We start from the raw sequence: 19579 nt of genomic DNA, 5'->3' as shown, positions 1-19579 counted from the left end.
CATGACCTGGCCGCTGGATCCGGCGGTCGTTCCGGCCTTCCTCGCCGCCATGGTGCTGGTCGAACTGACGCCGGGGCCGAACATGGCCTATCTGGCGGCGCTGTCGGCCGAGCGCGGCCGGCTGGCCGGATGGGCCGCCGTGCTGGGCATTCAGCTGGGGCTGGCGACCTATCTGGCGGCGTCGGTGCTGGGTCTGTCGGAGCTGCTGCTGGCCTGGCCGCCGGCCTGGGAAATCCTGCGCTGGGCCGGGGTGCTCTACCTTCTTTGGTTGGCCTGGGAGAGCTGGCGCGGCGAGGACGCGGGGCCGGAGGCGGCGGTGACGGTCCCGGATCGCTGGCCCCGCCTGGTCTGGCGCGGCTACCTGGCCAATATCCTCAATCCCAAGGCGGCGCTGTTCTACGTCACCCTGCTGCCGGGGTTCCTGCGCGAGGGCTATGCGCCGCCCGCCGTCCAGGCCGGCCTGTTCGGGCTCGGGCATCTGATCATCAGCGGCCTGGTGCACAGCGCCATCGTGCTCGGCGCGGCCAGCGCCGGGGCGGTGCTGGCGCGCACGACGGGGATGGCGAAGGTGCGCAAGGCGATGGCCATCGGCATCGCCCTGGTCGCGGTCTGGCTGGCCTGGCAGACGCGGCGTTAGTCGTTCTTCTTCTTGGCCTCGGCCTTGCTGGCCTGGGCGTTCTGGGCTTCCTCGAAGCTGCTGGCCTTGACGGCCCGCTTGTCGAGTTCGTTCTCGGGCTCGGTCAGCTTGAAGGTGACGCCATCGCCGCTGGACTTGGGGGCGGCGACGCCGATCTCCCGGACCGGGCGCTTGTCGTGCTGGGCGGCCTGGTAGTCGAGGCGTTCGTCGTCGGTGACGACGCCGTCCTTGTTGGCGTCGGCCGGGTTGGGGAAGAGGGGCTTGCCCGGCATGGCCGCCGGTGTCTGGGCCAGGGCAGGGCCGGCAACCAGCAGGGCGGCGGCGGTGATGAAGGCAAGACGCATGGCAAATCCCCGATACGCGCCAAGATTGGCGCCAACGCCGCGCGTGATCAAGGCAGGGCGCTGACCCCGAAGATCATGCCGTGGCCCCAGAGCAGGGCGGCCCAGATCACCACCGCCAGGAGCAGCCGCCACCAGCCGATTTCGAGGATGCGCAAGGGCTGGCGGCGCTGGACGATGGCGGCGAAGGGGATGTTGGCGGTCCTGGCCATGAAGGCCTGGTAGGGGGCGCCCAGGGCGGCCAGGCGCTTGGCGTCGATGCTGTAGGTTCCGAACACGCCGAGCAGGGCCATCGAGCCGAACAGCACCAGCCCCGGGCCGTCGCCGTTGACCAGCAGATGGCCGACCGCCCAGATCACCACGCCCCAGAGGAAGGGGTGGCGGGTGATGCGCAGCATGCCGGTCACCGGCTTGTCGACCGCGCCCTCCTGCTTGACGCTGGTCGGGTTGGGGGTCAGCAGGCCCGGCACCACGAACAGCAGGGCCAGGAGCTGGACCCCGGCCTGGATCCAGCGGCCGGCGGGCGGGGCGTCCCACAGGAAGGGGCCGGTGCCGCTGGCGGCGCCGTAGGCCATGGCCAGCCAGACGATGACCCCCAGCGAGGCGACGGAGAACAGGCCCATGTAGACCGGCTCGCCGACGATGCCGACCAGGGCCCCGCGCACCCGCGTGCCGGAGATCAGCAGATGGATCAGGACGAAGACGAGGGCGGCGGCGATCAGCATGGACATGGTTGGGCTCTCCCGTGAGCGGGACCAAGGTGCGCGCTATTATTTACGCTGTCAATTATGTCTTTCGCGGCGGGTGAGGGGCGTCATCCGGGTCGTCGTCGCTGTAGTCGCCGTCGAAGAGGTCGGGGACGTCGTCCTCCTCATCGTCGTCCCAGGGCGGGGCCTCGTCCTCGGGCGGGGGCGGCGCGGGTCTGGCGACCTTCGGGGCCGGCGGCGGCGGCGAGGCGGAGACGGCCGGGGCGGAGCGGGGGCGACGGACGATGGCCTCGACACGGGCCAGCCACTGGTTGGCGGCCTGGGCGCAGGAGGCGGCGGTGGGGGCGTCGCGGCGGTCCTCGTCGCCCGTGGCCCAGAGCTGCAGGTCGAAGTCCGGGTAGCGGGGATCGTCGAAGACCAGCCGCAGGGTGACCTCGCGGGCGGTGCTCGGGACGCGGTCGAGGGCCTTGCGGTTCTCGCCCCGGAAGACGCGGGCGGCGACCTCGCCGTCGATCAGCAGCTCGGCCCCGGTGACCTCTTCCAGGCGATAGACCATGCACCAGTCGCCCTTGTCCCAGGCGGTGGCGAAGAGGCCGGTGGTCACCGACAGGCCGGCGCCCCTGGCGCGGCCTTTGGCGATGATGGTCGCCTCGGAGGGACCGCCGAGCACGCGCTTGAGGGCGGCGCCGATGCGGCGCTCCTCATTGGTGGCCCAGAGGATCAGGCTGCCCAGGAAGGTGACCAGCGTGCCGGCCAGGGCCAGGGTCAGGATGAGGCGGGCGAGCTCGTTCATTGCGGGGAGGCTAGCGGGATTCCTTGGGGGCGGCGATTGGCGTCCAGCTGCACGACGAGGCCCGGCAGAAGGCCGCCGGCCAGCATGTGGCGGGTCAGGCGTTCGTAGTGCTGGATGAAGCGGAAAAGCCCCACCTTCTCCTCCGGAAAAAGTTGTCGGCCGAGAAGGCCTGCCTGCTGCTCCTCGCGCCAGCCCTGGACGGCCTCGAAGGCCGGGGCGCGCATGTGCAGGAAGTTATCGAAGCGGCTGAACATTGTAGCATAGGGGCCGGCCAGGAAGCGATTTATCGCGCCGCGCCAGACGCCGTCCGGGTCTTCGTCACGCTCCAGGGCATTGACAGATTCGGCAAGTTTTTCAGGGGCTTGCGGCGTCGCGCCGAGGCACCAGCCCTCGACCAGGATGGCGGTCGGGCGGCCCTTGAACACCGGCCAGGCCTCCGGCGGCAGGCGGTCGTCGGCCAGCTTGTCGAAGGCGGGCAGGGGAGTGCTGTCGCCGGCCCCGGCGCTGGCCAGCTGGTCCAGCAGGCGGGACAGGGTGGGGAGGTCGTGGGTTCCGGGTGGGCCACGGGTGGCGAACAGGGGGTGAAGCGCCTCGGCAAGGTGGGCGCGCTGGTGGGCCGTACAGTACAGATCGTCGAGGGACAGATGCGCCGCCCCGATGGCTTGCGCGACCGCCTTGACCAGGGTGGTCTTGCCGGAACCCTGGCAACCGGACACTCCGATGAGCGGCGGGCCATTTTTACCCGGGGAAAATGCCAGGCCCGTGAGGGCCTTTTCCAATTCCGGGTATGGCCGGATCATTCGGCTTTCGGCTTGAGCTTGGCCGGCAGCTTCTTGAACAGGAGCTTGTCGATGCGGCGTTCGTCCATGTCGACGATCTCGATCTTGTAGCCGCCGTAGGAAAGGGTCTCGCCCTCCTGGGGCAGGTGGCCGAGGCGTTGCAGCACCAGGCCGGCGGCGGTGTGGAAGCCGCCGTCGTCGTCGATGTTGAGGCCGAGGTCCTTGTTGAGGTCGTCGAGGTCGGTGCGGCCGTCGACCAGCCAGCTGCCGTCCTCGCGCATGATGATCGACCTGGCGGAGTCGTCATCGTGGCTTTCGGGGAAGTCGCCGGCGATCATCTCGAGGATGTCGATGGCGGTGACCACGCCCTCCAGGGCGCCGAACTCGTTGACCACCAGGGCCATGTGGTGCGGCGTCTGCTTGAGCAGTTCCAGGGCCTTGAGGACGCTGGTGGTCTCGGGAATGTAGAGCGGCGTCACGACCAGGGTGGCGAGATCCAGCGGCCCGCCGTCGAGAACGCGGTCGAGCAGGGCCTTCTTGTGGACGATGCCGGCCGGCTCGTCGATGTCCATGCCCTCGGCGACGACGATGCGGCTGTAGGGGCAGACCCGGATCTCCTTCTTCTGGGTCTCCTCGGTGTCGGCCAGGCTGATCCAGAAGACGTCCTTGCGGGGGGTCATGGCGACGCGGATCGGGCGGTCGCCCAGCCGCATGACCTCGGCGATGATCGTCTGTTCCTCGGGCTCGATCAGCCCGGCGTTGGCGCCTTCGGCGAGGACGGTCTCGACCTCCTCCTGGGTGATGGCTTCGCCGCTGTCGTCCTTGACGCCGAGCAGGCGCAGAAGGCCGGCGGTGGAGAAGGTCAGCAGGCTGACGAAGGGGTGCATGGCCCGGGCCATCAGCGACAGGGGCCGCGAGACGACGCCGGCGATGGTCTCCGGATAGATCATGGCGAAGCGCTTGGGGGCCAGCTCGCCGAGCACCAGGGAGAAGTAGGTCAGCACCACAACGACGATGCCGGTGGCGATGACGTGGCTGTACTCGGCGATAGCCGGGTACATGGCGAAGGTCTTGGCCAGCTCGCCGGCGATGGTCGCCTGGCCGTAGGCGCCGGCCAGGATGCCGATCAGGGTGATGCCGACCTGCACGGCCGAGAGGAAGCGGGTCGGGTCCTCGGCCAGCCGCAGCGCCTCGGCGGCCCCCTCGTCGCCCTTTTCGGCGCGGGACTGCAGCTTGGCTTTACGGGAGGAGACGACCGCCAGTTCGGACATGGCGAAGACGCCGTTGAGCACCACGAGGAGCAGAACCACGGCGCAGGCGATGAGTAACATGATCTCGGGTCAGGCGACGGGGCGCGGCATGCCCCACGGCGGGGAGCATAAGGGGTGATTGGGGGGAAGGCGAGGAGGTGTTGTTGTGAGGGAGAAATCTCACAACTTGGCGATTCACGTCCCGAGCCCCGGAGCACCCGCTGGAGTCAAGTTGGCCTTCAGGGTCGCTTCGGGCTGAGGCTCTCGCGGTTGCGTTTTCAGCTAGGCGTTGTCATCGTAATTCCGGGTCTGCCGCACATGCATCCGCTTCCGGTCGATGAGGAGTCTATTGTTCAAGCGCGGGGGCGGATGGCGAGTAGCGCTGGACGACTATCGCGTAGTCGTAACCAAATGCCTTCGGGGCCTTATGAGAACCAACCGAAAGGGCGGCCGTTGCACCAATCGGGTGCTCGCCGCAGGCTGGCATACATGCCCATACGACCCCGGGCTCCCGGCTTAAGACAGACACGGTGGTTGCGTCTGCCAGTATGCTGCCGATGGTCACCGCTGTACCACTGCGGCGGGCATGAACGTTTCCGGTTAGCACAATGAGAACATCCCCCGGCCGCGCGCCGGCCAGGATGTTTTGAGCGCTTCTCGCTTCCCATTGGGTCACCCCGGCAGTGGGGTCCGAGAAGCCGTACACCTTCACGGCGCCAGACCGCCTCAACGGCGCCAGATCCTCGATCAACGTAAGCATCGCTTTCGAAGAGCGGCCGTCCGCACGTGCCGGCTTCCAGAAATCGTCACTCAACGCTCGCTTTGTGTCGCGGCGAACAGCGGCGCCGGGCATCTCAAGCGCGAGCGAAACCGTATGCCCATCTTCCAACGCTGCGCAGATGAGCTCTAGCACTGCCAGCCGGGACTCGTTTGTACCATGCATTTCGCCGACGATCAGGCCGTTCGGAGTCGCCGCCAAATCCCCGACCAACTGCCTGGTCGCTGGACAATCGAGACGGCGGGCGTCGGCCTTGGATAGTTGCGATACATCGAGGTGAACACAGCCACCCAAGAGGAAAATCGAAAGCGTGACGAGCAGCTTTTGCATCTACTTCTCCGCCTGAGAAATGCCCAACTCGTAGGTTCGGTGACTCGATAGGTGCGCCGCCGAACCATCGACCCAGGATGGGCTATCCAGGAATTGCCGGAACGATATTCTTGACGCCTCAGGGCGGTATACAAAGCTCTCGTCACCGCTCTCCAAAAATTTCACAAACGCATCAAGTAACGGTGCGTCATCGCAGCGTTCTTCAAGAAAAAGAAACTGCCCCTGTTCGTTCATTTCCAGGAAGAACGGGACGCCATCCCTATCGATTATGAAGTCCATGGAACCAAAGACAATTCCAGATTGCTGCATGAACGCGAAGATGCTCTCTCGCGTTCGATCATCGAGCTCGTAGGGCAGATGCACTAAATCTTCGCGTTGCTGGGCAGCCCGCCAATCCAAACTTGCTTCCGGGATCGCTTGGGAGTCAATCTTGTAGGCAAAAATGCTCTTGCCCATGACAACAACCCGAAGTTCGTAGGCCTTCAGAATTTCATGTTGGTAGATCATCGGGGCCAGGAACAGTGATGAGTCGCGTTGGCACATATCCAGCGAAATGCGTGCCGTGAACGGAGCCGCGACGTAGCCATCCCCGTGCCATTTTAGTGGGGCCATCGGTTTGGCAATTGTTGAGCGGTTGGCCGATCCGATGAAGGCGCGAATATCGCTTGGGTTGTTTGAAATAAGCGTGTCAGGCGTCCGCATGCCGCATAGAGCGGCCACCCTCAATTGGTTTACTTTGTTATTCGCGAACTGTTGGCCGGCTGGCGCGTTGACCCAAAAGGCGCCCGGGAAGAGCGCCTCCCGTGAATGCCTAAGAAACTGGGCTCCGAGTGTGTAGATCGCCCGCAGATCATCGGCATGCGCTTCGTCGGGCCGCTCAAACTGCACAAATCGACGGTTCCAAACAACCTTTGCAGATCGAATAACTTCAGCGGCTTCAGGCGCCTTCAAAGAAAATTCGACGGACCCATTGCGGATTGCTGTCGAGATATTCAGCAGGCTTGGAAAGTCGGAGAAGGTTACCCCTATCGCCATCACCAGCTTGTGGTCGAAATCAACGGGCCTGTGGAGTAGCCTGGCGCAGGTCACCGCGCTCTCAGCAGTCCTGCAAATCGCGGCATTCGCCGCCCCATTTCAGATCCAGCTCGTTGTCGATGAGGCGATTGGGCACTCTGACCAATCACTCTTGAGCGTTCTGGCGCTCGGTTTCGGTGCACTACTTGTCATTCAGGCAGCGCTGGAAGCGCTACGAAACTGGGCTCTACAGATCCTGGGTAATACGCTGACATATCAGATGGTCGGGAATCTATTCCGGCACCTTATACGTCTGCCTTCCGATTTCTTTGAGAAGCGCCACGTCGGGGACATCTTGTCACGGATGGGATCGACCTCAGCCATTCAGGATGCCCTGACCAAGGGGATAATTTCGGCCCTGATCGACGGCGTGATGGCGCTGATAGCAGCCATCATTCTGGTGCTCTACTCGCCAATCCTGGCTGCCGTGGTCATAGGTTCTGTTGCGCTTAGCCTGATCACCGCGATGGCTTTCTTTCCGGCAACCCAGGCTCGAAGTCAGGAACAATTGATCGCTTCGGCGACAGAGCGCAGCCACCTCATGGAGAGTGTCCGCGCCGCCACCACCATAAAGGTAATGGGGCGTGAAGGGGAACGAGAAAGCTACTGGCGGAATCTATATGCATCGTTTGTGAATGCGACTGTCTCGTTGGCGCGCCTGCAAATCAGCGCAATTTTCATCCAGACCACCATAATGGGGCTATCCTCGGTCCTGGTGATCTATCTGGGCGCGCAGACGGTGCTGGCCGGTTCCGGCATGTCTATCGGGATGCTGCTAGCCTTCTTGGCCTTTCGCCAGACATTTACCGATCGTGCTCTGTCGCTGATCAATCAATCGATCCAGTTCCGCCTACTGGGACTCCATCTTGACCGCCTTGCAGATGTCATAGCGACCGAACCCGACACGCCGGCTGTGGCGCTCCCGGACATTGAGGTGGGCGGGCACATCGTGTTCCAAGGCGTTTCATTCCGCTACGGGCCTTCCGACCCTTGGGTATTGAAGGACCTCGACCTCGAAGTGGCGGCTGGCGAATTCCTCTCGATCACCGGTCCGTCCGGCCGGGGCAAGACCACGTTAATGAAGCTGATGCTTGGTTTGCGATCCCCCACTGAAGGGCAAATCCTACTGGACGGCAGGCCGGCGACGCCTGAGCTATGGCGCGTGTGGAGAACTCATGTCGGGGTGGTCGCCCAAGATGATCGTCTGCTGTCGGGCACCATCGCTGACAATATTGCCTTCTTTGATCCCGATCTTGATATGGTGGCCGTGCGAGCCGCAGCAGAAGCAGCCCAGATCCATCCGGAAATCGAGCGGATGCCCATGCAGTATCTTTCGCTGGTCGGCGACATGGGGTCCACCTTGTCTGGTGGACAGCGTCAGCGCGTGCTTCTGGCTCGCGCGCTATATCGACGCCCGAGCGTGCTCTTCCTCGATGAGGGCACAGCGAATCTGGATCCCGACACTGAGACGATGATCGCCGAGCTACTTGCTGGCCTTCCTATCACTCGGGTCATTGTCGCGCATCGGCCGGCGCTCGTCGCACGGTCAGACCGGATTTTCACTCTCTGATCGGCAATCGTTCGCTGTCCGAATAAGGTGACAGGGAGCTGATTGCAAACTGACCAACACCGTGCCGATGCTCGCAGATGGCCCGTTCGCGCGGGCTGTTTTCCCTGGCGTCTGACGTGGCACCCCGTCTTTCACCCAGCCAAAACGATAGTCCTTTGGTGAAACGGGCCCTGGCTTAGGTTATGAGCGCCGTCCCCTTCGTAAACACCCGTTAACCATAACCGCCGACAAGTGAGCCTCATTTTCGATTCCACTGTGAGGCTTTCCCATGAACGGCGCTGAGGTGCTTGACGTCGGTCGCGACGCCATCTGGCTGACCATCCAGCTGTCCGCGCCGGTCCTGATCGTCGGGCTGGTCGTCGGGGTGGGGATCGGCCTGATGCAGGCGTTGACGCAGATCCAGGAGGCGACCCTGGTCTATGCCCCCAAGATCGTCGCCATCTTCATCTCGCTTCTGCTGTTCCTGCCGCTGATGGGCGCGCTGATGAGCGGCTTCTTCCAGAATATCGCCGCCCGCATCGCCGGCATGTAAGGCCAGCCGGTGGAAGCCTACGCCACCGCCGCCCAGGTCTATTCCGCCGGGCTGATCTTCGCCCGGGTCGGGGCCATGGTCATGCTGATTCCGGGGATCGGCGAGCAGAGCGTGCCGCCGCGCATCCGGCTCAGCTTCGCGCTGCTGATGTGCATGGTCCTGGCCCCGCTGGCGGCGCGCAACGTCTTCGTGCCGGCGACCATGGGCGATGTCGGCCTGCAGGTGATCCGCGAGATCCTCATCGGCCTGACCATCGGCATGATCATGCGCCTGTTCCTGTCGGCCCTGTCCACGGCGGGGGAGGTGGTGTCGATCCAGACCACGCTCGGCTTTGCCCAGACCGCCAACCCGATGCTGGGCCAGCCGAACGCGACGCTGGCCACCTTCCTGAGCCTGATCGGGGTGGTGCTGATCATGACCACCGACCTGCACCACCTCTTCATCGGGGCGATGGTCAACAGCTATGACCTCTTCCCGCTCGGCAAGGCCGGCATTCCGGTGACCGACGCGGGCACGCTGGCGGTGCGGACCATCGCGGGCAGTTTCGCGCTGGGCATCCAGCTGTCGGCGCCGGTGATCGTGTTTTCGTTGATCTTCAACCTGGCGGCCGGGCTGGTCGGGCGGATCATGCCGCAGTTCCAGATCTATTTCGTCACCTCGCCGCTGGCGGTGATCTTCGGCCTGTCGATCTTCGCCCTCAGCCTGGGCCTGGTCGGTATGGTCTGGGTCGGCCGCTACCGCGAGCTGATCGGCGTCTTCGCCGGGACGGGGGGCTGATCCATGGCGGATGAAGACGCTTCCTCGAAAACAGAAGAACCAACAGCCAAGAAGCTCGAGGACGCCCGCAAGAAGGGCGACGTCGCCAAGACCCCGGATCTGCCGCAGATGTTCAGCCTGGCCGCCGTGGCCGGGGTGATCCTGATGGGCGGCGGCTGGCTGGCCACCGACATGACCGGCAAGCTGTTGCCCTTCATCGCCCATCCCGAGGCGATGGACATGTCGGGCACGGGCGGGGTCGGCATCGCCGAGCAGGCGATCATGGCCGGGATGCCGGCCCTGATCGTGGTGATGGTGGCGGCGATGCTGGCCGGGATCGCCGGCAATGTGGTGCAGCACGGCCTGCTGTTCACCGCCGAGAAGATGAAGCCCGACTTCAAGAAGGTCAGCCCGCTGGAGGGCTTCAAGCGCATCTTCGGGCCCGACGGATTGATGCAGTTCCTCAAGAGCTTCCTGAAGATCGGGGCGACCGGGGCGGTGACCTGGATGGTGCTGAAGCCCCATGCGCACGAGCTGCAGGCGTTGGCGGCGGCCGATCCGGTGGCCATCCTGCCAGCGACGATGGCGCTGACCAAGGCGCTGTTCTTCGCGGTGCTGTGCTTCCTGCTGGTGACGGCGGGGGCCGACTGGCTGTGGCAGCGGGCGCGGTTCATGAAGCGGATGCGGATGAGCCGCGAGGAGCTGAAGGACGAATACAAGCAGTCGGACGGCGACCCCCACATCAAGGCCAAGCGCAAGCAGATGCAGATGGAAGTCTCGCGCCGGCGGATGATGCAGAATGTGCCCAACGCCACCGTGGTGGTGATGAACCCGACCCACTACGCCGTGGCGCTGCGCTACGAGGCGGGAGAGACGGCGGCGCCGGAATGCGTGGCCAAGGGGCTGGACGACCTGGCGCTGCGGATCCGGGCCCTGGCCGAGGAGTCCGGGGTGGCGGTCATCGAGGATCCGCCGCTGGCCCGGGCGCTGTATGCGGCGACCGAGGTCGACCAGGTCATTCCGGAAGCCCACTACGAGGCGGTGGCCAAGATCATCGGCTTCGTGATGAGCCAGAAGCGCGCGGCGCGGGCGACGACGTTGCGATGACCCCGAACCCTGCCCGATTCGGGGACGGTTCCATTAACGAGTATCCTCCCCAATGAGTGATTCGACGCTGAGCCCCAAGGAGCTCCCAAGGCTGCCAATGCCCCGAGCGGAAATGAGCGAGAAGCGGAAGGTCCGGTTCGATCCCCTGGTGGGAGCGGCCGCGGTATTCTTCGTGCTGGCCGTCGGATTCGCCGCCTATCCGGCCCTGGAGGCGGGGGTCGATACCCTGGCCGGGCTGCTGTTGCTGATCGGGCTGGCGGGCGTCGCCTGCCTGGGGCTGCTGGCATTCCGGGCCTCGGGGACGCCGAACGAGGCCGACGACACGCCGATGCTGGAAGCCATGGTCGAGGCGCTGCCCGAGGCGGCGGCGGTGGCCGGGCTGGACGGCAAGATCATCGCCGCCAACGATCCCTGGACCACTGAACTGGGGGCCGGCGGACGGCTGCCGCGCAACGGCCAGGCGGCCGGACTGTACGGCGCCTTCAACCGGGCGCGCCGGGGGCTGGCGGCCAACACCTCGCTGAAGCTGAAGGACGGTGACCGCGAGCTTGCCGTGGCCTCGCTGGGGCCGGGGCGGTTCCTGCTGCGGCTGGCGGCCGAGCGGTCGCTGGTTCTGCCGCCGGCCGAGATCAGCCCCAGGGCGCTGGCCATTCCGACCGCCGCCGAGGCGGGGCTGGACGCGCTGGCGGCGGCCTCGCCGTTCGGGGCGGCGCTGCTGGACGGGGCGGACGTGTTCACCGCCCGCATCGTCGAGGCCAACACGGCGCTGGGCGAGATCACCGGCGGGGCGGCCAAGCCCGGGCTGGTGTTCGGCGAACTGGTGGCCGAGAGCTCGCGGCTGGACGCCGGCCTGGGCGCCGCCGAGGGCCGGGCCGGGCCGTTCGAGGTACGGCTGAACCATGACAATACGCGGATCGGGCATCTGTACCTGAACCGCCAGGGCGGACGGCTGACGGCCTATCTGGTCGACGTCTCCGAGCAGAAGCAGATCGAGCTGCAGCTGGCCCAGGCCCAGAAGATGCAGGCCATCGGCCAGCTGGCCGGCGGGGTGGCCCACGATTTCAACAACCTGCTCACCGCCATTCAGCTGCGGCTGGACGAGCTGTTGCAGCGTCATCCGCTGGGGGATCCCTCGTACGAGGGGCTGAACGAAATCCGCCAGACGGGGGTTCGGGCCGCCGACCTGGTGCGCAAGCTGCTGGCCTTCAGCCGCAAGCAGACGGTGCAGCGCGAGGTTCTGGAGCTGGGCGAACTGATCAGCGAGTTCGAGGTGCTGTTGCGCCGGCTGCTGCGCGAGGACGTCAAGCTGGTCACCGACTATGGGCGCAACCTGCCGCTGGTGCGGGCCGACAAGAGCCAGCTGGAGACGGCGGTGATGAACCTGGCCGTCAACGCCCGCGACGCCGTGCGCGCCGCCGGCAGCGGCGGGACGGTGCGCATCCGCACGGCGCGGGTCAGCCACATCGAGGCGGCGAACCTGGGATATGCCGGGCTGCCGATGGGCGACATGGCGCTGATCGAGGTCAGCGACGACGGTCCCGGCATTCCGCCCGAAGTCGTCGGCAAGATCTTCGACCCCTTCTTCACCACCAAGCCGGTGGGCGAGGGCACGGGTCTGGGCCTGGCCACCGTCTATGGCATCGTCAAGCAGTCGGACGGCTGGATCCACGTCGAAAGCGAGCCAGGGCAGGGGGCGGTGTTCCGCATCTTCCTGCCGGTGCATGTGCCGGTCGCCGGGGCCGCTCCGGTGGTTGAGGCGGTCAAGCCGGTCCGCCAGGCGGCCCGCGACCTGTCGGGCGTCGGCCGCATCCTGTTCGTCGAGGACGAGGACGCCGTGCGCGGGGTGGCCGCCCGGCTGCTGCGGGCGCGCGGCTATGAGGTGATCGAGGCCTGCGACGGCGAGGAGGCCCTGGAGCTGTGCATCGAGCACGCCGGCACCATCGACCTGTTGATCAGCGACGTGATCATGCCGGGCATGGACGGGCCGACGCTGCTGAAGAAGGCGCGGGGCTATCTGGGCGATGCGCCGGTGATGTTCATCAGCGGCTATGCCGAGGCCGAGTTCAGCGACCTGCTGGAAGGCGAGGAGGGGGTGTCGTTCCTGCCCAAGCCGATCGACATCAAGACGTTGGCCGAGCGGGTCAAGCAGCAGATCGCGGCTTAGCCTTCGCGCGCCGGTGGAGAGTGGCGGGCGCTGATGCGGGCGCTCCGCCGTCTCTGCCGATCCAGAGGCCGTTTTGGCGGGGAGCATCCTAAACTGGCAATAGGTGTTCGCAGACGCGACCGCCCGCCGCGCGACAGGTGGTCGCGCATGGGCGCGGATCGGGGTTCGGCAAGGACCTGAGCGTCTTGGTTTCGCCTCACAGACCAATGATCCTGCAATGATGCTGGCGGTGAGACGCGGCGACGCCTAAAGGAAGTCCGTGAACGACTATATTGAACTCGAAGGCGCCGATGGCGTCGCGCTGCGCTTCCGGCTCAACAGCGACCTGGCCGAGCTTCCCGCCATGGCGGGGAACTTCGTCTGCGTGCGTCGCAAGGACGGGGCGCTGGATGTCATCTGCGCCGGCGCGGCGGGCAGCCTGCAATCGGCCGCCAAGGCCTGGAAGGCCGCCAAGGACAAGGGCGCCGAGGCGCTGTACGTCCGCCTCAATGTCGCCGGGGCCACCCGCACCCAGGAGCTCGAAAGCCTGGTCGAACGCTATCGCCCGCCGCAGGTGATCAGCGAAGGGCCCGGGGCCTGAGGCTTAGGCGGGGCTGACGCCGCCCGCATTACTCCGATTTAACGCCAGCCCCGTTGCCGCAAGGCATGCGGGGGCATAACGCTTGGCCCCAGCCATATTCGCCGCTCGATGCGGCCTGGGGAGCCAACGTCCATGATGAACCGCCGCGAACTCTTCGCCTCCGCCACCGCGCTCGCCGCCCTGGCCGCCGCGCCCCGCCTGGCCAGCGCCGCCGCCCCTACGGGTGAAGCGGCCAAAATGTACGCCCAGTTCGACCGGGCGATGGACGAGGCCATGCGGCGCTCGCCGGAGCTGCCGACCTATCTGGGCATCGACAACGGCGCCATGGCCTGGAGCAAGAGCCTGCTCAGCGACAACTCGCGGACGGCCAACCTAGAGGCCCGCAAGGACAACACCCGGCAACTGGCCGAACTGCGGACCATCGACCGCAAGTCGCTGACCGGCATGGACGCCGTCAACTACGACACCGTCGAGTTCGTGCTGGCCGTGCAGGAAGAGGGCAATTCGAAGTTCGACTACAACGGCGGCGGCTCGGGCGCGCCCTACGTGCTGAGCCAGCTGACCGGCAGCTATCAGTCGACCCCGGACTTCCTCGACACCGCCCACAGCATCGAGACCAAGGACGACGCCGACGCCTATCTGTCGCGGATGGAGTGCTTCGCCCGCAACCTCGACAACGAGGCCGAGACGGCGCGGCATGATGCCGGCATCGGGGTGATCCCGCCGGACTTCGTGATCGCCAAGGCCATCACCCAGATGAAATCCTTCCTGTCGACGAAGACGGAAGAGACGACCCTGGTTTCCTCGCTGGTCCGCCGGGTCGGGGCCGCCAAGATCGAGGGCGACTACGCCAAGGTCTCCACGGCGCTCTACAACGAGCGGGTCAAGCCGGCGCTGCAGCGCCAACTGGAGCTGCTGGAGAGCTGGCAGGGCAAGGCGGTGCATGACGCCGGCGTCAAGCGCCTGCCCAAGGGCGAGGAGTACTATGCCGTCTCGCTCAAGAACTACACGACCAGCGAGATCACGCCGGAAGAGGTGCACAAGACCGGTCTGGAGCTGGTCAAGAGCCTGGGCGCCAAGGCCGATGTGCTGATGAAGAAGGCGGGCCTGAGCAAGGGCACGGTCGGCGAGCGCTACGCCGCCATCTACGCCGACCCCAAGCAGCACTGGCCGAACACCGACGAGGGCAAGGACGCCCTGATCGCCAGCCTCAACGAACAGGCGAAAGAGGTGCAGGCCAAGCTGCCGCAATGGTTCGGCCAGCTGCCCAAGGCGCCGGTGGAGATCCGGCGGGTGCCGAAGGCGATCGAGGCCGGGGCGCCGGGCGGCTACTACAATTCGCCGTCGCTGGATGGCAAGCGGCCGGGCATCTACTGGATCAACCTGCGCGACACGGCCGAACAGCCGAAGTTCGTGCTGCCGACCCTGACCTACCACGAGGCCATTCCGGGCCACCACCTGCAGCTGGCGCTGAACAACGAGGCTGGCGACCTGCCGCTGATCCGCAAGGTGATCGGCTTCTCCGGCTACAGCGAGGGCTGGGCCCTCTATGCCGAGGAACTGGCCGTCGAGATGGGCATGTACAAGGGCAAGCCGCTCGACGAGGCCGGCATGATCCACGACGCCATGTTCCGGGCCGTGCGCCTCGTGGTCGACAGCGGCATGCACTACTACGGCTGGAGCCGCGAGCAGGCGGTGAAGTACTACGTCGACAACATCGGCGACCAGGAAAGCGGCGCGATCACCGAGATCGAACGCTACTGCGTCTGGCCGGGCCAGGCCTGCAGCTACATGGTCGGCAAGCTGACCTTCCTGAAAGCGCGGGCCAAGGCCAAGAAGGAGCTGGGCGGCAAGTTCGACATCCGCAAGTTCCACGACGCGGTGCTGCTGTCAGGCGGCACGCCGCTGGAGGTGCTGGAGCACGTGGTCGACGACTACATCGCGGCGACGAAGGCCGGGAAGTAGGGGACAAGAGGGACACGTTGAATTCACTGGCGAATTTTATGTGTCCCCGTTTCTTTGGCCTCAGCCCCAGCTCTCCTTGGCGCCGGCCCGGCGGAGGTTGGTCGGAGCGGCGTGCTTGATCGGCTGGGCAGGGGTCTCGGCCGGGCGGCCGTAGTACCAGCCCTGGGCCATGTCGACGCCGGCCTCGCGGACGGCGGCCTCGACCTCCTTGTTCTCGACCATCTCGGCGACGGTCCGGACCTTGAGGTCCTGGCACAGCCTGACGACGTGGCGGACGAGAGCGGCGTCGCGGCCGCCGCCGGTCAGGTCGCGAACGTAGCGTCCGTCGATCTTGACCACATCGACCGTCAGGGTCTGCAGATAGGCCAGCGAGGCCGAACCCGCCCCAAAGTCGTCGAGGCAGACGATGCAGCCGGTCGAGCGCAGCGCCTGGATATGGCGGTTGGCCTGGGCCAGGTCGTCGATGGCGGCGCTTTCGGTGATTTCCAGGATCAGCCGTTGGCCGAGGTTGGCGGTCTGGCTGATCAGCCGTTGCAGGCCCTCGACGAAGGGAGCCGAACCGATGCTGCGGCCGGAGATGTTGACCGCCAGGCGCAGTTCGCCGGTCCGGTCGCCCTTGATGCGGCGGATCGCCTGTTCGAGGACGGCACGGTCGAGCTCCTCGATGAGGTCGAACTCCTCGGCCATGCGGACCATGGCGAAGGGGCTGGCGTTGTCCTCGAAGCGGACAAGGGCCTCGTGGTGATGCAGGCTGCCGTCGGCCAGGGCGACAACCGGCTGGAAGGCGAGGGAGAAACGGCGCTGGCTGACGGCGGCGCCCAGTTCGCCCGCCCGCGCCAGGGTGCGGCGCACCGAGCGGTTCATGGCGTCGGCCATCGATCGTGGCGGAACGTCCTTCAGGCCTTCGGCCAGGAAGTCGTCGAGGGCGTAGCGCATGGCCCGGGCGAGGCGCCCGGGAGAGGCGATCTCCAGCGGCACCGACTGCACCTTGCCGCCGATCGGCGCGGCGCCGGCGGCGGTGGCGATGGCGCGGCTGAGGCGGCGGGCGACCAGGTCCGGGGTCTCGCCGGCCTCGCGCAGCAGGGCGAAGCGTTCGCCCTCCAGCCTGGCGGCGGCCCCGTGCTGGCCGGCCTCGGCCCGGAGGGCGCCGGCGACGCGGGCGTCGAGCGACCTGACCTCGGCCGGAGCGAGCGCGCGGCGGGCCTCCTCCAGCCCGGCCAGGTCGACCATGGCCAGTTCCAGCTCGCGGCCGGCCAGGTGGGCGGCTTCGGTCAGGCCCCGGGCCACGGCCTCGAAGCTGGCGCGATCATGCATGCCGTCCTCGCCGCCCCGGGTGTTGGGCAGCGGAGCGGCCAGGAGGGCGCAGGAGATGCGACCGCTGTTGCCGGGCAGCTTGCGCAGGGTGACCGCGGCGCCGTGCTGGCCGGGGCGAGCGAGACGCAGGGTGGCGGGTCCGCGCCGTTGACCCTCGTCCAGGCATTCGAGGATGGCGCCCAGCAGCTGGACATCGGTGTCATCGAAGATGCTGGTCAGCGGCCGGCCAACCAGTTCTTCCTCCGCCACGCCGAGCATCGACTGCGCGGCCCCGACGGCCTCCAGCACCGTCCCGGCGGCGTCCAGCTCGAGGAGAAGATCACCGGCGGCGAAGGCGAAGCCGAGCAGCGTCAGGGAAGAGGTGGGCAAGGCGTGACTCCGGATAGGGCCATTTCCTGTAGGCGAGAGGAGCTTAAGGGGCCGTTGTCAGCCGGGTGCGTCAGGCCGTCACAGCACGAAATGGGCGAGTCCCTCTCGCGGGCTTCCGGTCCGGCCTTGCGCAAAAATGTTGCCGTCCCAAACGAGAACATATTGCGAACAAGAACAAACCATGTACTTATATCCCAGACGCGCCGGGCGGGCCGGCGAGAATCGTGGGACAAGGTGGACTTGGTATGGCTAGTCAGGCGGCATTGAAGCTCGTGGGTAAAGACGACGGTGACAAGCAGCGCGCTCTGGAAGCGGCGCTGAGCCAGATCGATCGGGCGTTCGGCAAGGGCTCGGTTATGAAGCTGGGCGTGAAGGGCAAGATCGAGGAGATCGAAAGCGTCTCCACCGGCTCGCTCGGCCTCGACATCGCGCTTGGCATCGGCGGCCTGCCCAAGGGGCGGATCGTCGAGATCTACGGTCCGGAAAGCTCGGGCAAGACCACCCTGGCCCTGCATGTGGTGGCCGAGGTCCAGAAGGCCGGCGGCACCGCCGCCTTCGTCGACGCCGAGCATGCGCTGGATCCGTCCTACGCCCACAAGCTGGGGGTCAACCTCGACGAACTCCTCGTCTCGCAGCCGGACACCGGCGAGCAAGCGCTGGAGATCACCGACACCCTGGTGCGCTCGAACGCCGTCGACATCATCGTCATCGACTCCGTGGCGGCCCTGACGCCGCGCGCCGAAATCGAAGGCGAGATGGGCGACAGCCTGCCGGGCCTGCAGGCCCGTCTGATGAGCCAGGCGCTGCGCAAGCTGACCGGCTCGATCCACAAGGCCAAGACCATTGTCATCTTCATCAACCAGATCCGCATGAAGATCGGGGTGATGTACGGCAGTCCGGAGACGACGACCGGCGGCAACGCCCTGAAGTTCTACGCCTCGGTCCGCCTCGACATCCGCCGCACCGGCTCGGTCAAGGTCCGCGACGAGATCATCGGCAACAACGTCCGGGTCAAGGTCGTCAAGAACAAGGTGGCGCCGCCCTTCCGCGAGGTCGAGTTCGACATCATGTACGGCCAGGGCATCTCCAAGTTCGGCGAGATCATCGATCTGGGTGTGAAGGCCGGGGTCATCGAGAAGTCGGGCAGCTGGTTCTCCTGGAACAGCCAGCGCATCGGCCAGGGCCGCGACAACGTCCGCGAGTTCCTCAAGAACAACCCGGACATGGCCGCCGAGATCGAGGCCCAGGTCCGCGGCAAGTCGACCGACATCGAGGAAGAACTCCTCGTCGGCCCGACCGAGGAAGACGACATCTAGGACCGGTTCCGCCGGGCAGAAATGCTCGCGGCCCGCCGGGAACGGTGAGGCGACCCACCCTCGACCTCCCGTTCCGCCCCGCACTTGGCGGGCCGCAGCTAAAGGGCGTCCGCTGACCGGCGGGCGTCCTTTTTTTATTCCTCCCCCATCGGGAGAGGGGGACCGCGGCCGCAGGCCGTGGGGGAGGGGGCCCCCACCCGTTGCTGCTGAACCTTTTCCGCTGCCGCTTGCTTGCGTTGGAGACCCCCTCCATCCGACGCTGCGCGTCGGACACCTCCCCGATCCGGCGCTACGCGCCTGGGGGAGGAACTATCTTGCCCAAAGACATGACACCGGTTACCTGACCACAAACAGACCGCCTTCGAGGAGACCGCCGCATGTTCGCCAAGACGCTTCAGGCCACCCATCCGGACATGATGGACGGCGCCACCAACGATCAGTTGCGTGACCGCTACCTGATCAGCGGCCTGTTCGCCGATGGTCAGGTGGTTCTCAACTACAGCCACAACGAACGCTTCGTGATCGGCGGCGCCGCGCCCGGCGCTTCGCCCCTGAAACTGCCCGACCAGACCGAGCCGGCCAGCGCCGCCGGCCATCCCTTCCTTGAGCGCCGCGAGATGGGGGTCATCAATGTCGGCGGGCCTGGCAGGATCACGGTCGATGGCCAGGCCTTCGACATGGGCCCGCGCGACGGCCTCTATATTCCGATGGGCACGAAGGACGTCGTCTTCGAAGGGGAGGGGGCCCGCTTCTACCTGACCTCGACCCCGGCCCACGCCCGCTTCGAGGTCAAGAAGATCGCAATCGCCGACGCCACACCCCTGCAGCGCGGGTCGCTGGAGACCTCCAACGAGCGGACCATCTACCAGTACATCATTCCCGGTGTCTGCCAGTCGGCCCAGCTGCTGCTCGGCCTGACCATCCTCAACACCGGCAGTGTCTGGAACACCATGCCGCCGCACCTGCATGATCGTCGCTCGGAAATCTACTTCTACTTCGATCTCAAGGGCGACGAGCGGGTCTTCCACTTCATGGGCGAGCCTGACAGCGCCCGCCACATCGTGGTGGCCAACGAGGAAGCCGTGGTCAGCCCGCCCTGGTCGATCCACATGGGCTCGGGCACCGCCAACTACGCCTTCATCTGGGCCATGGGCGGCGAGAACCTCGACTACACGGACATGAATGTCCTCGACATCTGCCAGCTGAAGTAGGCTCCC

At 66.2% G+C, this 19579-nt stretch carries 18 protein-coding genes; 10 read left to right on the top strand and 8 right to left on the bottom strand.

Features of this window, described 5'->3' with window-relative positions:
* Position 1: 1 nt before the first annotated feature.
* On the top strand, positions 2-637 hold the full coding sequence (locus tag O5I81_RS13230) for a LysE family translocator (protein ID WP_271065346.1): 636 nt from the start codon (positions 2-4) through the stop codon (positions 635-637).
* On the opposite strand, the gene O5I81_RS13225 is transcribed toward O5I81_RS13230, so the two are convergent.
* The 7 genes from O5I81_RS13225 to O5I81_RS13195 form a co-directional block, all read right to left on the bottom strand.
* Positions 634-981, bottom strand: coding sequence for a hypothetical protein (locus O5I81_RS13225; RefSeq protein WP_271065345.1), 348 nt, complete (start codon positions 979-981; stop codon positions 634-636). The two genes, O5I81_RS13230 and O5I81_RS13225, sit on opposite strands and share 4 nt — an antisense overlap.
* 47 nt (positions 982-1028) lie before the next feature.
* The gene (locus O5I81_RS13220) at positions 1029-1709 is read right to left on the bottom strand and encodes an NnrU family protein (RefSeq protein ID WP_271065344.1); all 681 of its coding nucleotides are present in this window, start codon (positions 1707-1709) and stop codon (positions 1029-1031) included.
* 55 nt (positions 1710-1764) lie between these two features.
* Positions 1765-2478 (bottom strand): hypothetical protein, encoded by a 714-nt coding sequence (locus O5I81_RS13215; protein WP_271065343.1) that lies wholly within the window; start codon positions 2476-2478, stop codon positions 1765-1767.
* Complete coding sequence (locus O5I81_RS13210) at positions 2475-3194, bottom strand: kinase (protein WP_271065342.1); 720 nt, start codon at positions 3192-3194, stop codon at positions 2475-2477. Before O5I81_RS13210 ends, O5I81_RS13215 begins: the two co-directional genes overlap by 4 nt.
* A gap of 80 nt (positions 3195-3274) precedes the next feature.
* Positions 3275-4588, bottom strand: coding sequence for a hemolysin family protein (locus O5I81_RS13205; RefSeq protein ID WP_271065341.1), 1314 nt, complete (start codon positions 4586-4588; stop codon positions 3275-3277).
* Positions 4589-4853: 265 nt separating this feature from the next.
* Complete coding sequence (locus O5I81_RS13200) at positions 4854-5615, bottom strand: hypothetical protein (RefSeq protein ID WP_271065340.1); 762 nt, start codon at positions 5613-5615, stop codon at positions 4854-4856.
* On the bottom strand, positions 5616-6704 hold the full coding sequence (locus O5I81_RS13195) for a hypothetical protein (RefSeq protein WP_271069098.1): 1089 nt from the start codon (positions 6702-6704) through the stop codon (positions 5616-5618).
* On the opposite strand from O5I81_RS13195, the gene O5I81_RS13190 reads away from it, so the two are divergent.
* The 7 genes from O5I81_RS13190 to O5I81_RS13160 all read left to right on the top strand — a co-directional run bounded on the left by O5I81_RS13190 (position 6586) and on the right by O5I81_RS13160 (position 15363).
* Positions 6586-8259, top strand: a complete 1674-nt coding sequence (locus tag O5I81_RS13190; RefSeq protein ID WP_348637261.1) for a peptidase domain-containing ABC transporter — start codon at positions 6586-6588, stop codon at positions 8257-8259. The two genes, O5I81_RS13195 and O5I81_RS13190, sit on opposite strands and share 119 nt — an antisense overlap.
* Before the next feature lie 268 nt (positions 8260-8527).
* Positions 8528-8791: a flagellar biosynthesis protein FliQ gene (gene fliQ, locus O5I81_RS13185; RefSeq protein ID WP_271065339.1), complete on the top strand. Its 264-nt coding sequence runs from the start codon at positions 8528-8530 to the stop codon at positions 8789-8791.
* 9 nt (positions 8792-8800) lie between these two features.
* Positions 8801-9568: a flagellar biosynthetic protein FliR gene (fliR, locus tag O5I81_RS13180; protein ID WP_271065338.1), complete on the top strand. Its 768-nt coding sequence runs from the start codon at positions 8801-8803 to the stop codon at positions 9566-9568.
* Between the two features lie 3 nt (positions 9569-9571).
* On the top strand, positions 9572-10654 hold the full coding sequence (gene flhB / locus O5I81_RS13175; RefSeq protein ID WP_271065337.1) for a flagellar biosynthesis protein FlhB: 1083 nt from the start codon (positions 9572-9574) through the stop codon (positions 10652-10654).
* A 112-nt stretch (positions 10655-10766) separates the two neighbouring features.
* Positions 10767-12818 (top strand): ATP-binding protein, encoded by a 2052-nt coding sequence (locus tag O5I81_RS13170; protein WP_271065336.1) that lies wholly within the window; start codon positions 10767-10769, stop codon positions 12816-12818.
* A gap of 259 nt (positions 12819-13077) precedes the next feature.
* A complete protein-coding gene (locus tag O5I81_RS13165) occupies positions 13078-13398 on the top strand; it encodes a hypothetical protein (protein ID WP_271065335.1) in 321 nt (106 codons plus the stop codon).
* 132 nt (positions 13399-13530) lie between these two features.
* Entirely contained in the window at positions 13531-15363 is a 1833-nt protein-coding gene (locus tag O5I81_RS13160) for a DUF885 family protein (RefSeq protein ID WP_271065334.1), read from the top strand.
* 60 nt (positions 15364-15423) lie between these two features.
* On the opposite strand, the gene O5I81_RS13155 is transcribed toward O5I81_RS13160, so the two are convergent.
* Positions 15424-17046: an EAL domain-containing protein gene (locus O5I81_RS13155; RefSeq protein ID WP_271065333.1), complete on the bottom strand. Its 1623-nt coding sequence runs from the start codon at positions 17044-17046 to the stop codon at positions 15424-15426.
* Between the two features lie 245 nt (positions 17047-17291).
* Between O5I81_RS13155 and recA the strand changes: the two genes are divergently transcribed.
* Positions 17292-18362 carry a recombinase RecA gene (gene recA, locus O5I81_RS13150; protein WP_271065332.1) on the top strand — a complete coding sequence of 357 codons (1071 nt, stop codon included), beginning with the start codon at positions 17292-17294 and terminating at the stop codon, positions 18360-18362.
* Between the two features lie 377 nt (positions 18363-18739).
* Positions 18740-19573, top strand: a complete 834-nt coding sequence (gene kduI, locus O5I81_RS13145; RefSeq protein ID WP_271065331.1) for a 5-dehydro-4-deoxy-D-glucuronate isomerase — start codon at positions 18740-18742, stop codon at positions 19571-19573.
* Positions 19574-19579 lie beyond the last annotated feature (6 nt).

This window comes from Caulobacter sp. NIBR1757 (genome assembly GCF_027912495.1).
GTDB lineage: Bacteria > Pseudomonadota > Alphaproteobacteria > Caulobacterales > Caulobacteraceae > Caulobacter.
Note: the sequence above shows the minus strand (reverse complement) of the source record. Positions and strands in the feature narration are given on the sequence as shown.

Coding starts and splice junctions, on each gene's coding strand:
- O5I81_RS13230 (WP_271065346.1), top strand. CDS start 2: ATGACCTGGCCGCTGGATCCGGCGGTCGTTCCGGCCTTCCTCGCCGCC.
- O5I81_RS13225 (WP_271065345.1), bottom strand. CDS start 981: ATGCGTCTTGCCTTCATCACCGCCGCCGCCCTGCTGGTTGCCGGCCCT.
- O5I81_RS13220 (WP_271065344.1), bottom strand. CDS start 1,709: ATGTCCATGCTGATCGCCGCCGCCCTCGTCTTCGTCCTGATCCATCTG.
- O5I81_RS13215 (WP_271065343.1), bottom strand. CDS start 2,478: ATGAACGAGCTCGCCCGCCTCATCCTGACCCTGGCCCTGGCCGGCACG.
- O5I81_RS13205 (WP_271065341.1), bottom strand. CDS start 4,588: ATGTTACTCATCGCCTGCGCCGTGGTTCTGCTCCTCGTGGTGCTCAAC.
- O5I81_RS13200 (WP_271065340.1), bottom strand. CDS start 5,615: ATGCAAAAGCTGCTCGTCACGCTTTCGATTTTCCTCTTGGGTGGCTGT.
- fliQ (WP_271065339.1), top strand. CDS start 8,528: ATGAACGGCGCTGAGGTGCTTGACGTCGGTCGCGACGCCATCTGGCTG.
- flhB (WP_271065337.1), top strand. CDS start 9,572: ATGGCGGATGAAGACGCTTCCTCGAAAACAGAAGAACCAACAGCCAAG.
- O5I81_RS13170 (WP_271065336.1), top strand. CDS start 10,767: ATGAGCGAGAAGCGGAAGGTCCGGTTCGATCCCCTGGTGGGAGCGGCC.
- O5I81_RS13160 (WP_271065334.1), top strand. CDS start 13,531: ATGATGAACCGCCGCGAACTCTTCGCCTCCGCCACCGCGCTCGCCGCC.
- recA (WP_271065332.1), top strand. CDS start 17,292: ATGGCTAGTCAGGCGGCATTGAAGCTCGTGGGTAAAGACGACGGTGAC.
- kduI (WP_271065331.1), top strand. CDS start 18,740: ATGTTCGCCAAGACGCTTCAGGCCACCCATCCGGACATGATGGACGGC.